12 protein-coding genes are annotated in these 15,777 nt (G+C 65.5%); 6 read left to right on the top strand and 6 right to left on the bottom strand.

Annotated features, from left to right (window positions below):
• Nucleotides 1-68: 68 nt before the first annotated feature.
• A complete protein-coding gene (locus AC1DGP_RS19095; RefSeq protein WP_441491706.1) occupies nucleotides 69-1,043 on the bottom strand; it encodes a quinone oxidoreductase family protein in 975 nt (324 codons plus the stop codon).
• Between the two features lie 235 nt (nucleotides 1,044-1,278).
• On the opposite strand from AC1DGP_RS19095, the gene AC1DGP_RS19100 reads away from it, so the two are divergent.
• Nucleotides 1,279-2,466: a UbiH/UbiF family hydroxylase gene (locus AC1DGP_RS19100; RefSeq protein WP_441507654.1), complete on the top strand. Its 1,188-nt coding sequence runs from the start codon at nucleotides 1,279-1,281 to the stop codon at nucleotides 2,464-2,466.
• An 11-nt stretch (nucleotides 2,467-2,477) separates the two neighbouring features.
• Here the strand turns inward: AC1DGP_RS19100 and AC1DGP_RS19105 are convergent, their stop codons facing one another.
• The gene (locus AC1DGP_RS19105) at nucleotides 2,478-3,611 is read right to left on the bottom strand and encodes a CaiB/BaiF CoA transferase family protein (protein ID WP_441507653.1); all 1,134 of its coding nucleotides are present in this window, start codon (nucleotides 3,609-3,611) and stop codon (nucleotides 2,478-2,480) included.
• A gap of 36 nt (nucleotides 3,612-3,647) precedes the next feature.
• The gene (locus tag AC1DGP_RS19110) at nucleotides 3,648-4,619 is read right to left on the bottom strand and encodes an AEC family transporter (protein ID WP_441491709.1); all 972 of its coding nucleotides are present in this window, start codon (nucleotides 4,617-4,619) and stop codon (nucleotides 3,648-3,650) included.
• A gap of 276 nt (nucleotides 4,620-4,895) precedes the next feature.
• Here AC1DGP_RS19110 and AC1DGP_RS19115 point away from each other — a divergent pair, with 276 nt between their 5' ends.
• Nucleotides 4,896-5,954: an HpcH/HpaI aldolase/citrate lyase family protein gene (locus AC1DGP_RS19115; protein WP_476832423.1), complete on the top strand. Its 1,059-nt coding sequence runs from the start codon at nucleotides 4,896-4,898 to the stop codon at nucleotides 5,952-5,954.
• A 117-nt stretch (nucleotides 5,955-6,071) separates the two neighbouring features.
• Nucleotides 6,072-6,401 carry a heat shock protein HspQ gene (gene hspQ / locus AC1DGP_RS19120; RefSeq protein ID WP_043242591.1) on the top strand — a complete coding sequence of 110 codons (330 nt, stop codon included), beginning with the start codon at nucleotides 6,072-6,074 and terminating at the stop codon, nucleotides 6,399-6,401.
• 141 nt (nucleotides 6,402-6,542) lie between these two features.
• Here the strand turns inward: hspQ and AC1DGP_RS19125 are convergent, their stop codons facing one another.
• Nucleotides 6,543-7,340, bottom strand: coding sequence for an invasion associated locus B family protein (locus AC1DGP_RS19125; protein WP_441491711.1), 798 nt, complete (start codon nucleotides 7,338-7,340; stop codon nucleotides 6,543-6,545).
• A gap of 243 nt (nucleotides 7,341-7,583) precedes the next feature.
• Between AC1DGP_RS19125 and AC1DGP_RS19130 the strand changes: the two genes are divergently transcribed.
• Nucleotides 7,584-9,437: an extracellular solute-binding protein gene (locus AC1DGP_RS19130; protein WP_441507651.1), complete on the top strand. Its 1,854-nt coding sequence runs from the start codon at nucleotides 7,584-7,586 to the stop codon at nucleotides 9,435-9,437.
• A 10-nt stretch (nucleotides 9,438-9,447) separates the two neighbouring features.
• Entirely contained in the window at nucleotides 9,448-10,464 is a 1,017-nt protein-coding gene (locus AC1DGP_RS19135; protein WP_441507650.1) for an AMP-binding protein, read from the top strand.
• Between the two features lie 59 nt (nucleotides 10,465-10,523).
• Here AC1DGP_RS19135 and ppx read toward each other — a convergent pair whose 3' ends face one another.
• Nucleotides 10,524-12,026 carry an exopolyphosphatase gene (ppx, locus tag AC1DGP_RS19140; protein ID WP_441491714.1) on the bottom strand — a complete coding sequence of 501 codons (1,503 nt, stop codon included), beginning with the start codon at nucleotides 12,024-12,026 and terminating at the stop codon, nucleotides 10,524-10,526.
• Nucleotides 12,027-12,033: 7 nt separating this feature from the next.
• Nucleotides 12,034-14,229: an RNA degradosome polyphosphate kinase gene (locus tag AC1DGP_RS19145; protein ID WP_441507649.1), complete on the bottom strand. Its 2,196-nt coding sequence runs from the start codon at nucleotides 14,227-14,229 to the stop codon at nucleotides 12,034-12,036.
• Nucleotides 14,230-14,493: 264 nt separating this feature from the next.
• Between AC1DGP_RS19145 and AC1DGP_RS19150 the strand changes: the two genes are divergently transcribed.
• The gene (locus AC1DGP_RS19150; protein ID WP_476776609.1) at nucleotides 14,494-15,735 is read left to right on the top strand and encodes an acyl-CoA desaturase; all 1,242 of its coding nucleotides are present in this window, start codon (nucleotides 14,494-14,496) and stop codon (nucleotides 15,733-15,735) included.
• The last annotated feature ends 42 nt before the right edge of the window (nucleotides 15,736-15,777 follow it).

Raw genomic sequence — 15,777 nt, forward strand, 5'->3', positions numbered from 1 at the left:
TGCCGCCCCCGGCGGCAGGAGATCTAGGCAACAATCTGGGCGAGATTGCTGCGACGAGGCGGCGAACGCTACGGAATGAGGACCGTCGAGCCCGTCGTGCCGCGGCTCTCCAGCGTGCGATGTGCCTCGGCTGCATCCTTCATCGGGAAGGTCGCGTTCACCGGTATCGTGACCTTGCCCGAGGTGACGGCGCCGAACAGGTTCTTCGCCATCTCGACCATCGTTTCGCGCTTTGCGGTGTGGGAGTTCAGTGTCGGACGGGTGACGTAGAGCGAGCCCTTTGCAGCCAGGATGCCGAGATTGAACGCTTCGACCGCGCCCGACGCATTGCCGAAGCTCGCAAGCACGCCAAAGGGCTTGAGCGAGTCGAGCGAGGCCATGAACGTGTCCTTGCCGACGCCGTCATAGACCACGTCGCAGAGCTTTCCGCCGGTGATGTCCTTGACCCGCGCCGCGACATTCTCGTCACGGTAGAGAATGACCTCGTCGGCACCATGCGCCTTGGCGAGCTCGGCCTTGTCCCTGGAGCCTGCGGTGCCGATCACGGTCGCGCCGAGCGCCTTGCCCCACTGGCACAGAATCAGGCCGGTGCCGCCAGCGGCAGCATGCACAAGGATCGTGTCGCCCGGCTTCACCTTGTAGGTCCGGTGCAGCAGATATTCGGCGGTCAGGCCCTTCAGCATCATGCTGGCCGCAGCCTCAAAGGAGATCGCAGCCGGCAGAGCCACCGTCGATGCCGCCGCCACGATGCGCTCCTCGGCATAGGCTCCGAGCGTCGCAACGCAGGCGACGCGGTCGCCCGGCTTGAACTCGGTGACATCGGGGCCGACGGCAAGGACGTCACCGGCCGACTCGTTGCCCAGCACGAAGGGCAGCTTGGGGGCCGCGTAAAGGCCCGATCGAAAATAGGTATCGATGAAGTTGAGGCCGATCGCGCGGTTCCTCACCAGCAGCTCGCCTGGCCCGGGCGCCGGCAACGCAACGTCCTCGTATTTCAGAACCTCGGGTCCGCCGGTCTGGTGAACGCGTATCGCCTTGACCATTGACATTGCTCCATCACGTGAAGGCCGGACCATAGGGACTTGCATCGCATCAACGCAACGGCCGGACTGCTGGGCGGGTCGGCGCCCAACGCCGGGTCGGCAGATGATGGTGCGGGATCGGGGCGCGGCATGAACGCTTCCGTCCTTCGTCAGGGCCCATTTCACGCAGTCTCTGTGCGGGGCTGCGACGCAGCGCGGACTGGCCAGACGCCTTCGGGTCGGCTAGCCAAGTGCCATGACTTCGCGTGCTACGCTCCCGCATTCTGATCAGGCCGAGATCGCCATCATTGGCGCCGGCGCCGTTGGGCTGGCCGCCGCGCTCGCTTGTGCGGCAGATGGCTGGCAGGTCACCGTATTCGGCCGCCCGGTCGCCCCGCGAGACGGTCGCACCGTGGCGCTGCTCGACGGCTCCTGGCGGATGCTCGCCGAGCTCGGCCTGCTCCCGGCCCTCGACGGCAAGGCTGCTCCGCTCGCGGTGATGCGCCTTGTCGATGACACCGGCAGCCTGTTCCGGCAGCCACCGGTCGAGTTCTACGCGTCCGAACTCGGGCTCGACGCTTTCGGCTGGAATGTCGAGAATGCCGATCTCGTTGCGGCGCTGGCCGAGCATGTCCAGGCCAACCCGAACATCCGGAGCGTGCCCCATATGGTTTCGGCGATCGAAGCCCAAGATGATGCGGTCAGGATCTCCGGAGCCGAGTTCGAGCCCTTCTGCGCCCGGCTGGTGATCGGCGCCGATGGTCGCCAATCCCGCGTGCGGGACGCTGCCGGTATCACCACCAGGGACTGGCGCTATCCGCAGATCGCCTTGACGGCGATCCTCGGCCATCGCCGCGACCATCGCGAGACCTCGACGGAATTCCACACGCGCAGCGGCCCCTGCACGCTAGTTCCCCTGCCCGGCCACCGCTCTTCGCTGGTCTGGATGCTCGAGCCGAGAGAGGCCGAGCGGATCGCCGCGCTGGACGATGCCACGTTCGCCCGCAGCGTCGAGAGGCAGACGCATTCCCTGCTCGGGGCCATGACCGTCGAGGGGGCGCGTGGGCGCGTTCCCATGGGCGGCCTCTCGGTAACACGTTTCGGGGCGAACCGGATGGCATTGATCGGGGAAGCGGCCCATGTCTTCCCGCCGATCGGCGCTCAGGGGCTCAATCTCGGTTTGCGCGACGTCGCAGCCCTGCGTCGCGTCCTGCATGACGCCGAAGACCCGGGCAGCGACGCGGTGATTGCCGCCTATGATTCGGCGCGGCAGACGGATGTACGGCTGCGTACCGGTGCGGTCGATGCGCTGAACCGGACCTTGCTGACCGACCTGCTCCCCGCCGACCTAATGCGTGGCGCCGGCCTGCTCGCGCTCTCGCAGATCGGGCCGTTGCGCCGGATCGTCATGCGCCAGGGCCTGGCTGGCGGCATGGCCAACTGAGCGGCCCGCGATCAGTCGCCCCTGTCGGGTTCTGTCTGCAGCAACTCCTGATCACCACCGCTCGACGGCACGCGCAGCAGTGCGGGCGCGTGCTCCCGGAAAACCGGGGCCAGTGGCAAGGGGGTCGAGACAAGGCGCCTGCCTCCCGGCTCCTCCGCCTGGTTGTCGAGCTGGCCGCGCGCAGTCAGGTGCGGGTCGGCCAGCGCCTCCTCGAGGCTGCGCACGACCGTGCAGCAGCAATCGCGCGGCTCGAGATAGCTCCGCCAGTACGACGCCGGTTCCGATGCGATGATGGAGGCGATCGCGGAGCGCGTCGCCTCCGGATTCATCCGATCATCGCTCAAGCCGGGATCGAGCGAGATCGCCTCGCAAAAGACCTCCCAGAATTTCTGCTCCAGGGCTCCAACCGCGAGAAACCAGCCATCGCCGGTGGCATAGAGCCCGTAGCGCGGGCTTCCCCCGGTCAGGAGCCCCTCGCCGCCTTCCGGCCAGTTTCCCGTCACCTGCCCTTGGGCAAGGCTGTACCAGGTGAAGGTCGGCATAGCGTCGCTCATCGCGATGTCGAGATGGCAGCCTCGACCGGTGCGCTCGCGCTGGCGCAGCGCCAGCAGAATGTTGAGCGCCGCCGGCATCGCCCCGCCTGCGATATCGGCAACGAGCGTCGGCGGCAGCGGCGGAGGCTCGCCACGCTTCAGCGATTGCCCGAGCAGCCCGCCGATCGCCTGGTAATTGATATCGTGCCCGGCATCCTGGGAGCGCGGCCCGGTCTGGCCATAGCCGCTGATCGAGCAATAGATCAGCCGGGGATTGATCATGTGGAGGGCTTCGAAACCGAGACCGAGCCGCTCCATCACGCCAGGGCGGAACTGTTCGATCAGGATGTCGGCGCGCTCGACCAGAGGGCGCAGCAATTCGGCGGAATCGGAGGATTTCAGGTCGATCTCGATGCTCTTCTTGCCGCGGTTGAGCGCAGCGAATGGAGCCGAGGTCTCGCCGAAGCGCGGTGGGAAGCGGCGGAGGTCCTCACCACCCGGCCGCTCGATCCGGATGATCTCGGCACCCGCCTCGGCCAGAAACAGGCTCGCGAGCGGGCCCGGCAGCAAAGTCGAGAAATCCAGAACCAGAAGGTCGTCGAGCGGCAGCATCGCGATCCCGGGGATTGGACGGGCGCAGGGCAGCCGTCAGGGAAACAGGTCTGCCGCCATCCTGCCCGTCTTCACCAGCCACAGGAAGCCCGTCAGCGTCACCATCGAGACGATGGTGCCGACGAGGATGCAGGCCGAGGCGCGCTCGACGCCGACCTTGTACTGCGTCGAGATCACGAAGATGTTCAGGGCCGGCGGCAGCGCCGCCATGATCACCGCCGCATAGACCCAGGGGTCGGCGAAATTTCCGAGCGCCGAGAGCAGCACCCAGACCAGCAGCGGGTGGAGGACGAGCTTGACCGCGACCAGGGCCGGCACTTCCGCGGGCATCGACCTCATCGGCCGCAGCGCCACCGTGACGCCGAGCAGGAACAGCGCGCAGGGAGCCGCCGCCTGCGACAGCCAGAGCGTCATCTTGTCGAGCGCAGTCGGCAATTCGAGCTTGGTGTAGCTCGCGATCACGCCGGCCAGGGTCGCGAGATTGAAGGGGTGCGTCACCACCTTCCAGAGCACCTCGCCGGCTGTCGCGAGAAAGCCCTTCTTCTCGACGCCGGCCAGGGCCATCAGGAAGGGCACCAGCGAGAACAGCAGAATATTGTCGAAGACAAAGATCAGCGCCACCGGCGCGCTCGCGACCGGCCCGAGCGCGGCCAGGATCAACGGTGGGCCCATATAGCCGATATTCGAGTAGGAGCCGGCGACCGCCTGCATCACCGCCTGGGGCATATGCCCGTGCGTGGATTTCAAGCCGATGAGGAAGGAGAGCGAGAAGACGCAGAAGGTGGCGAGCGTCGTGGCGCCGACAAAGCCCCAGTTCGAGAGCTCGCTCAGCGGCTTGTCGGCAATCAGGCGGTAGAACAGCGCCGGGAGGGCGATGTAGATCAGGAAGTACTGCATCCACGCCAGCCCCTCTTCCGGGAGCCGCTTGTAGCGCCCGACAGCGAAGCCAAGGACGATCAGGCCGAAGAACGGCGCGACCAGATTGAACAGGCTGGCAAGTTCGGCCATACGCGCTGGAACCTCGGGCGGGTGCACCTCCCGGGTAACAGGCAGGCGCATCGCGGCGGTGTAGCGGGTCGAGGGCCAACGGCAAAGCCGCGCAGCGCATCGCTCGCAGCCCGGCAATGCAACAGGCATGAATGCCTAGGAATATTGTCTGACGCGCGCGCTGGAATTTCATCCTAGGCTATCATTCTCAGTTCGACGCCCGGCGCGCTGCGAAAGCCCAATGGACGGGCGCTGCATGGTCCGGCACATTCGCTGCAACGCACCATGGAGCCCACCATGCCAACCAAGACGCCGCGCCAGTTCTTCCGCCCGCTCGCCATCGGCGCGCCGGAGCCCTTGCGGGAGCTGCCGCTGAAACTGGAGCGCATGATCCATTTCGTGCCGCCACATCTTGAAAAGATCCGCGCCAAGGTCGGGGAACTCGCCGGTCAGGTCGATATCGTGCTCGGCAATCTCGAGGATGCGATCCCGGTCGACGCCAAGACGGCTGCGCGCGACGGATTCATCATGATGGCCAAGTCCGTCGATTTCGGCGCGACCGGCCTATGGACGCGGGTCAACGCCCTGAACTCGCCCTGGTTTCTCGATGATATCAGCACGATCATGTCCGAGGTCGGCGGCAAGCTCGATGTCGTAATGGTGCCAAAGGTCGAGGGGCCCTGGGACATCCATTATGTCGATCAGCTGCTCGCCCAGTTCGAAGCGCGGCATCAGCTCCGCAAGCCGATCCTGATCCATGCCATTCTTGAAACAGCCGAAGGCGTGAAGAATGTCGAGGCCATCGCCACGGCCTCCCCCCGCATGCACGGCATGAGCCTTGGCCCAGCCGATCTGGCCGCTTCGCGCGCCATGAAGACGACGCGCGTCGGCGGCGGGCACCCCGAGTACAAGGTGATCGCCGACCCCTCCCCCGAAGGCGGCGCTCGCGCCGTCGCTCAGCAGGATCTCTGGCATTATACGCTGGCGAAGATGGTCGACGCCTGCGCGTCGGCCGGGTTGAAGCCCTTTTACGGCCCTTTCGGCGACTTCTCGGATGCAGCCGCCTGCGAAGCCCAGTTCCGCAACGCCTTCCTGCTCGGTTGCGCCGGCGCCTGGACCTTGCATCCCTCGCAGATCGAGATCGCCAAGCGCGTCTTCAGCCCGGATCCCGGAGAGGTCGCGTTCGCCCGACGCATCCTGGAAGCCATGCCCGACGGCTCGGGCGCGGTCATGATCGACGGCAAGATGCAGGACGACGCCACCTGGAAACAGGCCAAGGTCGTCGTCGATCTGGCCCACCAGGTTGCCGCTCGCGATCCGGCTCTCGCCGAGCGCTATGGATTGCCGCCGAACTAGCGACTTTCAGCCGTTGATCTTGACCTATTTGCGACGCAATCCTACCGCATGCGCGAGATGGCGACGTTAGCCGGCAGTATGAGAGCCTGCCGGCTTGAGGACGGATCAAGGCGAGACATGGAAGCGCGTTCAGCGAAATTCCGGATCGGGCAGGTGGTGAAACACCGTGTCTATCCGTTCCGAGGGGTGATTTTCGACGTCGACCCCACCTTCTCCAATACGGAGGAATGGTGGCTGGCGATCCCGGAGAACCTGCGCCCGTCGAAGGACCAACCATTCTACCATCTCTTCGCGGAGAACGAGGAGACGGAATATGTCGCCTATGTTTCCGAGCAAAATCTCGTGATCGACGAATCCGGCCGGCCGATCCGCCATCCGCAGGCCAAGGAGTTCTTCAGGCGCGACCGCAAGGGCCGCTATCTCATCGACAAGGCCGACCTGAACTGATCCCGCCGCCCGACGCCATTGGAGTGCCCGCCCGAAAAGTGGGTTCCGGCTCTCGGGAAAGCTGATGCAAACGCAGAAGGCCCATCAAAAAGGCCGGCCCCGAGGGGCCGGCCTTTTCTGTTTGTGCGAACGGCAACCCGATCAGGGCTTGGGAGCAGCCGGAGCGCCGGGAGCGGGAGCCGCGCCGGGAGCCGCCGGAGCGCCCGGAGCCGCATTGGCTCCGCCGCCGCCAAGACGCTGGCGCAGCTCTTCCTGGCGCTTGGACAATTCGTCCTGCAGTTGCTTCTGCTGTTCTTCCAGCACCTTCGGGTCGATCGGGGCGCCATCGAAGCCCTTGCCGAAATCGGCAAGCGGAATCGAGAAGGTCACCTCGCGGCCGGTCTGATTCTGCACGCTGATATTGAGCGTATTGCCCTTCTTCATCGCGTTGATGACATCGTCCTTCACCTGCGCCTCGGCGAAGCAGCCGTTCGGGAAGCAGATGGCGTAACGGCCGGGCACCGGCTGCGCCGCGTCTACGCCGAAGCGGACACCAGGCTGCAGCATCAGGCCGAGCGGCATCAGGAAGCGCACAATCCGGGTCGCGTCGCCCTTGACGTCATAGACGGCAACCGCAAGCACCGGCTGGCCCTGATCCGAGACGAAATCGCGCGTCGTGTAGCAGATTTCCTTGTTGGCGGCCTGATCCTTGCCGCAAACCTTGGTCCAGCTGGTCTGAGACGGCTCCGGCTTGACCTGAACGACGGTGGGACCACCCTGCTGAGCTTGTCCGGCCGGCGGCTGCGCGGGCTGCTGCTGAGCCGGTGGCTGGGCCGGGCGCTGGGCGGGACGCTGCTGCTGAGCGAAGGCGGCGACCGGGCTGAGGCCGATCACGGCGCTCATGGCCAGGCCGAACGCTCGGGCGGACAGGCGCTGAGACGGGCTGAACGAAGCGGTCATATGGTTTTCCTTACCAGGCGAATCTCGAAACACGACTTCGCAAGCCGCGCGCATCATTGTCGACGGGCTCAATCGCTTACGCGCGCCAGCCCCTGGAAGGCCGTGCACATCGGTTGCGATTGCGGCGTTTGAATGACACCTCGCGCTGCGTTTAGCGAGTTCTGCTGCAGGTTTCCAGTCTGAACAGCTTACGTGACGGCCGGCAAGCCGTGTTATTCTTGCCGCTGGGAATCAGGTCAGGCAATGGGTTCATATCTTGCGCCGGCTGCAGCGATTGGCGTTGCGGTACGGCATATCTTCGCAATTCTTGCCGCCGTTCTGGCGGCGGGCGCGGTTGCGCGCGCCGAATCGCCATCGGTCGATCATGCCATCGCCATGCATGGCGAGCCCGCCCTGGCGAAGGGCTTTGCGCATTTGCCCTATGCCGATCCGGCCGCTCCCAAGGGGGGGCGAATCATTTTTGGCCTGCAGGGCACCTTCGACAGCCTGAATCCGCTCGTGGTGCTCGGCGTCGCCCCGGACGCCGTGCCCCGCTATGTGCAGCAGAGCTTGCTCTTCCGCTCGGCTGACGAGCCCTTCACGTCCTATGGCCTGCTGGCGAGCAAGATCGAGCTCAATGACGACCGCACGCGGCTCGCCTTCGAGATCGATCCGCGGGCCACCTTTTCGGATGGCCAGCCAGTCACTGCCGAAGATGTGCGCTTCACCTTCGACATGCTGAGGACCAAGGGCAAGCCGTTCCACCGCTCCAGTCTCGGGCGCGTGACCAAGGTCGCAGTGCCCACGCTGCGCCGGATCGAGTTCGAGCTCGGCGACGGCTCCAATCGCGAATTGCCGCTGGTGATCGGCGCCATGCCGATCTTCGCCAAGCACGCGACCAATGCGGAAACCTTCGCAGAGACCAGCTTCAAGCCCGCTCTCGGCTCCGGTCCCTATCTCGTGAGTGACGTGAAGCCGGGCGAGGCACTGACCTTGAAGCGCCGCAGCGGCTTCTGGGCCGAGGATCATCCGCTGACCCGCGGTCTCTTCAATGCCGACGAGATCCGCTACGATTTCTATCGAGACGCCAATACGCTCTTCGAAGCGTTCAAGGCCGGCCTCTACGATATCCGTCTCGAAGGGGACCCGACACGCTGGATGACGGGCTATGATGTTCCCGCCGTGCGCGATGGCCGCATCGTCCGGGAGGCGCTGCGCTTCGAGGCGCCGAAGGGCATGACGGGCTTCGTCTTCAACACGCGCCGCACGGTCTTCGCCGATGTCAGGGTGCGCGAGGCGCTCGGCATCCTGTTCGACTTCGAATGGGCCAACCGCAATCTGTTCCATGGCGTCTATCGACGGGCCGGCAGCTTCTTCGCGGATTCGGAGCTCTCCGCGCTCGGAGTGGCGGCGGATGCGCGCGAGAAGGCACTGCTCGCAGGCTTCCCCGGGGCCGTCCGGGAGGACGTTCTCGCGGGAACCTGGATGCCCTCGGCGACCGACGGTTCCGGCCGTGACCGCGATCAGGCGCGCAAGGCGCTCGATCTGCTGCAGAGCGCTGGTTACGCACTTCAGGACGGCGTGCTGCGCCAGAGCAAGAACGGCGAGGCGCTGAGCTTCGAGATCACCGTCACCAGCCGGCCGCAGGAGCGGCTTGCGCTGAACTATGCGAAGTCGCTGACCAGGCTCGGCATCGCCGTCACGGTCAGGTTGATCGACGACGTGCAGTATTGGCGCCGCCTTTCCACCTTCGATTTCGACATGATCCAGTGGACATGGCCGGCCTCGGCCTCTCCCGGCAACGAGCAGGTCGGGCGCTGGGATTCGAGCAATGCCGAGCGCAAGGGCTCGTTGAACTATGCAGGCGTGAAATCGCCGGCCGTCGACGCGGTATTGAAAACGCTGCTCTCCGCCCGCGAACGCGCCGATTTCGTTGCCTCGGTGCGCACGCTCGACCGGCTGCTGATCTCCGGGTTCTATGTCGTGCCGCTCTATTATTTGCCCGAGACCTGGCTCGCTCGTTCACGCGATGTCGTGCTGCCGGCCCGCAGGCCGGCCTATTTCCTGTCCACCGAAGTTCTGGCCCGCGTCCCGGCGCCGCCCGCTCCGGCGAACTGAAGGATCGTCGATGCGGGCTGACTACGACGACGCTGCTGCCCTGCTAGACGGCCTCGATCTCGATACTTTGCTGAAGGCCCTGGTGCGCAGCCGCGGCTACGAGGCGGCGCTGCGCGATCCCCCCGGACGCCGCAGCTGGAGCGACGAGCAGCCGCGCTCCCTCAGTTTCGTGGACCTGGACGACCGGGTTTCGCGCCTCGCCGGGCTTCTGAGCACCAATCATGCCCAGCCCGGCGCGAGCGTCGCGATCCTTGCACCGCTGGGGCCCGAGGCACTGGTTTCCATTCTGGCCGCCTTGCGCTCCGGCCTCTCGCCGCTGATGTTGCCGCTGCACGCCAATGAGCTGGATCTGCTCCGGTTGATCGAGGCATCGGGGGCGGTGATGGCCCTCGGCGCCGGCCGCATCGGGCACGTTCGCCCATTGCTGATGCTGCGGACACTTGCCATGCGTGCCTTCGGAACGCGCTTCGTCGGCGGTTTCGGCCGTGACATTCCCGACGGCGTCGCTCCGCTCGATACCCTGATTGCGAATGGCGTGCGCCACCCCCTGCCGGAATCGACGGAACGCCCGGCCCTCCAGGTCGTCGACAGCAGGAGCTTTGCGGGACCGCAGGCCATCTCGGAACGCGCATTGCTGAGCAAGGCGCTGGAGATTTCGCGCCTGCTGAAACCGCTGGCCTCGTCACGGATCATCACCACGCTGGTCGGCGGGGACCTCGCCGCGCTCGCCTCCGGGCCCGGTATGGCGATCCTGACAGGTGTCGAGCTGCTGCCGCTTGGCCTGTTCAGCCTCGGCGACCTGCATGCCTGCCTCGAAGGAGGCAGAAAGGCACATCTGGTGCTTCCCGGCGCCATGGAGCCAGCCTTGGCACGTTCGAAACTGGCGAGCCACCCTGCCCTCGCCAGCCTGGTCTTCGTGCAACGGCCAGGCGAGACGCGCGCCTATCCGGCCATCGATCGCCCCGACCTCGCGATTGTCGATGTCGATGTACGCTCGGCGACCGAGGTCGATGTCAGCAGGCGTTAGGTCCCCGGACCCGGTATCGCATCGGGCCCGATGATCGAACCCTCTTTCCGGCCGATGCCTTAGCCCGCCGCGACCTCGTGCTCGCGGCCGAGCAGGCGGGCGAGCTGCTTCAGCCGCCCGGTGACCCGTTCGCTCGACAGCGCCTTAAGGTCTGCCGGGAAGCGCAGCACGAGCCGGCGGTCGACGCAGGTCAGCGAAATGCGGGTCAGGATATCGGGCATGCCCGCCGAAAGCAGATAGGCCACGCGGAACGTCGCCGCGAGCAGCAGCGCGCGTTCGAGCTGCCGGGGTGTCAGGAGGCGCCGCAGCTCGGATGCCACCGGCGTGTCGCTCTTGGCGCCGGCATAGCGATGGAACACGGCGAGCGCCAGGAAGGCGCGGCCGGGGTGATCCACGCCGTTGAAGGCGGCATGGGCAATGACATTGAGGCTCTGCTCGCCGCGATAGTCCGGATGGGCGCGCCAGCCGATATCCGAGAGCAGGCAGGCGACGTCCTGCAAGCGGCGGCTTGCCGCATCCTCATGCATGCCAGCGCTGGCGAAGAGCTTTGCGACCCAGGCAATCAGGTCGATCGCATGCCGCGGGTCGCGGGCCCTGAGCTGGTTGTAGTCCTGTGCCCCCTGAAGCAGCGGATCGATCCTGCGCTCCTCGTCGGGGAGCTGTTCGTGCAACAGTCCCTCGCGGACACCGTTGGCCGAAATCACAACAGACCTGGGACGGCCGCGCTTGATCAACTGGTCGAGCACCAGTGCGCCATAGGCCAGGAGCGGCCGGCGCGCCGAGGACACTGCTTCGATCGATTCCAGCACGGCGCTGTCGGCCCGCTCGACCAGCTTGGCGAATTCCGTCACGTCCCGCGCCGGCACGGTGTAGGCGTGCATCACGCTCAGCGGATAGACCGACTGGCGCTGATGCAACGTTGCGAGCGCACGCCAGGTGCCACCGACGGCGTAGAAATCGCGTCCGCGCATCGCGGCGAGCTGCGGCAGGTTGTCGAGTGCCTCGCGGACGATCTTCTCGGCGAGCTTGACCGAGCCTTTCGAGCGGTCGAGCAGCGCCAGCACGCCAATCGGCAGGCTGGCCCCCTCGCCCACCCGGTCGTTGTCGACGGCGGCAAGCTCAAGCGAGCCGCCGCCAAGGTCGCCGACGACGCCACGCGGTGCGTCAAAGCCCGAGATCACGCCGAGAGCCGACAAATAGGCTTCACGCCCCCCGGAGATCAGCTCGATCGGCTGGCCGATCGCCCGCTCGGCAAGCGCAATGAACGCAGGTCCATTGGCGGCGTCGCGTGCCGCAGCCGTCGCGATGACCCGGATATCGCGGACATGCATCGCCTCGCAGAGAATGCGGAAGCGCACGAGCGCGCCAAGCGCCTTCTCGATGGCGTCATCGGCAAGCCGCCCGGTTGTCGCGACCTGACGGCCGAGGCCGGCCATCTCCTTCTCGTTGAAGACCTGCGCCGGCGAACGCGACAGCATCTCGTAGACGACGAGACGCACCGAGTTCGAGCCGATATCGACGATGGCGAGCGTCTCGCCGAGGCTCAGCCGCCCCGGGATCAACGCCGGGTCAAGCCTTTCTGCCGGTCCGGCGCGCAAGGCTGCGGGGGCTTGAATTGGAGAGCGATTTTCCACGTCCGGACAAACTCGGATTGGTCATGAAATATTTGTGGGCGTTGAACGACTCGTCGCTCGGCGGCGGGACAATGCGTCTTGAGCCACCATCGGGCAAGATGGTCCAGCTTTGCTCGTTGTCGAGGAAATTCGCCAGCATGATCTGCTCCAGCAATTGCTGGTGCACCGTCGGATTCTGGATCGGGGTTAATGCCTCGACGCGCCGATCGAGATTCCGCGGCATCAGATCGGCCGAGGAAATATAGAGCTTGGCCTTGGCCGAGGGCAGGCCGAAGCCGGCGCCGAAGGCATAGATCCGGGTGTGCTCGAGGAAGCGTCCGACAATCGACTTGACCCGGATGTTCTCCGACAGCCCCGGAATTCCGGGTCTCAGGCAGCAGATGCCGCGCACGACGAAGTCGATCTCCACACCGGCCTGGCTCGCATCATAGAGCGCGTCGATGATCTCGGGGTCGACCAGCGAGTTGCACTTGCCCCAGATCGCACCCTTGCGGCCTGCCTTCACATGGGCAATCTCCTCGGCGATGTCGGACAGCAGGCGCTGTTTCAGCCCCACCGGTGAGACGGACATCTGCTCCAGCTCGGCCGGCTCCGCATAGCCGGTGATGAAGTTGAAGACGCGCGCGACGTCCTGCCCCATCACCGGATCGGCGGTGAAGAAGGAGACGTCGGTGTAGATGCGCGCCGTGATCGGGTGATAATTGCCGGTCGCGATATGGCAGTAGCTGACGAGTTGGCCGGCCTCGCGCCGCACCACCATCGAGAGCTTGGCGTGGGTCTTCAGCTCGATGAAGCCATAGACGACCTGCACGCCCGCGCGCTCCAGATCCTTGGCCCAGCGAATATTCGCCTCCTCGTCGAAGCGCGCCTTGAGCTCGACCAGGGCCGTCACCGACTTGCCCGCCTCGGCAGCCTCGGCCAGCGCCCTGACGATCGGCGAGTTCGATGAGGTGCGGTAGAGCGTCTGCTTGATGGCGACGACGTTGGGGTCATGCGCCGCCTGCTGCAGGAACTGCACGACGACGTCGAAGCTTTCATAGGGGTGGTGGACGAGCAGGTCCTTCTGGCGGATCGCGGCGAAGCAATCGCCGCCATGCTCGCGAATGCGCTCGGGGAAGCGGGCGTTGTACGGCTTGAACTTGAGGTCCGGCCGGTCGACGCCGACCAGCTGCGAGAGCTCGTTCAGCCCGATCATACCATCGACCTGGACGATCTCGTCGGGATCGACCTTCAGTTCGCGCACGATCAGCCGGTGCAGATGCGGCGGCATGCCGTCGCTGACCTCGAGACGGATGACGACGCCACGGCGGCGCTGCTTCAGCATCGTCTCGAAGACGCGGACCAGATCCTCGGCCTCCTCCTCGATATCGAGGTCGGAGTCGCGAATGACGCGAAACGAGCCGGTTCCCTTGACGTCGTAGCCAGGGAAGAGCTTGCCGATGAAGAGCGAGACGGTGTCTTCCAGCGTGATGAAGCGGTGCACGCCGTCGCGTGCCAGATCGGGCAGCTCGATGAAGCGGTCGATCTTCCCGGGAACCCGGATCAGCGCGTCGAGCTGCCGGCCATCGCTGATCCGCTCCAGCGCCAGCGCCAGCGTGAAGCCAAGGTTGGGGATGAAGGGAAAGGGATGCGCCGGGTCGATCGCCAATGGCGTCAGCACGGGGAAGACGAGATGGAGGAAGTGGTCCTCGAGCCAGGTGCGGTGCTGCGCACCGATGTCCTTCGGCCCCAGCAGCACGATCCGATTATCGTCCAGCTCGCGCTTGAGTTCGACCCAGCGCGCCTGCTGGTCGGCGGTAAGATCGGCCGTCGCCTTGGCGATTTCGATCAGCTGCTCGGCCGGGGTCAATCCATCCTGGCTGGGCGTGACGACACCCGCCTTGAGCTGCTCGCGCAGGCCCGAGACGCGGACCATGAAGAACTCGTCGAGATTATTGGCAGAGATCGAGAGGAAGCGGAGCTGCTCCAGCAGAGGATGGTTGCGGTTCGACGCCTCCTCCATCACCCGACGGTTGAACTGCAGCCAGGACAGCTCGCGATTGACGAAGCGGGCCGGCGAATGGCGCAGACCGATGGGACCGACCTGAGGCGCGATGTCCGCGGCCTTCACGTTTGTCGGTTCGATATTCATGAGTTTCGCCCTCGTCTCGAACGCAAGCCGGGCCGAGATCGCCCGCCTGTCAAACTTGAAGCCATCCTAGCGTGACGCTTCGATGACGGGCGAGTGCTATTCCTGCGTTGCCTCGAACCAATTGCCTTCCCACGTGGTTTCCTTGCCATGCTGCGGCGAGTGGCCTACTTGCGCGGCGCCGGCTCGTCCTGTTTGGTGCCGCTGGACATGCGGCCCGTGTCGCACCGAAGCGGCGAATCCGCGCGAACCCCACAGAGAGCATTCTTGAGCGACAGCACTGCCCCTCATGATGATGGCGACATCGTCTACCCATCCGCCGTTCCCTTCGTGCTGGCGCATCTCGCCTGTTTCGGGGCGCTCTGGAGCGGTGTGACCTGGACCTCGGTCTGGCTCGCGATCGGGCTGTACTGGTTGCGGATGTTCGCGGTCACCGGTGGCTATCACCGCTATTTCTCACATCGCTCCTACAAGACCAGCCGCTTCGGGCAGTTCCTGCTCGCGCTGCTGGCCCAATCGACGGCGCAGAAGAGCGTGCTCTGGTGGGCCTCCAAGCACCGTCACCATCATCGCTATGCCGATACCGAGCATGACGTGCATTCGCCGGTCATGACATCCTTCGCCTATTCGCATGTCGGCTGGATCTTCAGCCGCGATCACAGCACCTTCGACGATTCAACGATTCAGGACCTGACGAAGTTCCCCGAATTGCGCCTTTTGCACCGTTTCGAGCTGGCGCCCGCGATCCTGCTTGCCGGCCTCTGCTTCGCGATCGGCGGCTGGGCCGGCCTGATCGTTGGCTTCTTCTGGTCGACGGTTGCGGTCTATCACGCGACATTCTGCATCAACTCGCTCGCGCATGTGCATGGCGACAAGGACTATGTGACCGGCGACGAGAGCCGCAACAACTGGTGGCTGGCGATCATCACCATGGGCGAAGGCTGGCACAACAACCACCACGCCTATCAGTACAGCGTGCGTCAGGGCTTCCGCTGGTGGCAGTGGGACCCGACCTATTACGTGATCCTCGGTCTCTCGAAGATCGGCGCGGTCTGGGACCTGAAGGCGCCGCCGCAGGCCGTCGTCGATCGTTCGCAGGCCCTGCCGCCGCGCGTCATCGAACGCTCTGCCGAGCGGCTTGCGGCTTCGGTGCCGCTGGACCGCGTCGTCAGCGCCTTCCGGGAAGCCTATGCGGCGAGCCCTGCCCTGTCGGAGCTGCATCTGCCGACGATGACGCTCGCCGATTTGCGCGAAGCGCTCGCCGAACTGCAGCAACGTGCGGGTGACCGGCTGGCCGAAATGCAGCAGCAGGCCCAGGACGCCGTTGCGCAATGGCATCTGCCGGTCCTGCCGAGCCGCGAGGAGCTCAGCGAGAAGGCGGCCGCGATGTTCGTGCGGACGCCCTCGCTCGACGCGATCGCAGCCCGTGCGCATGAACTTCTGATCGAGGCCATGCATGCACGCCTCGTTGGGCCGTCGGCCAAGTCGGCTTCGGAAGGCGCGGCCTGAACGTTCGATTCAGGACGCGTCCGCAGCCCGGACATAGACGAA

The organism is Allobosea sp. 05T433 (assembly GCF_056396065.1).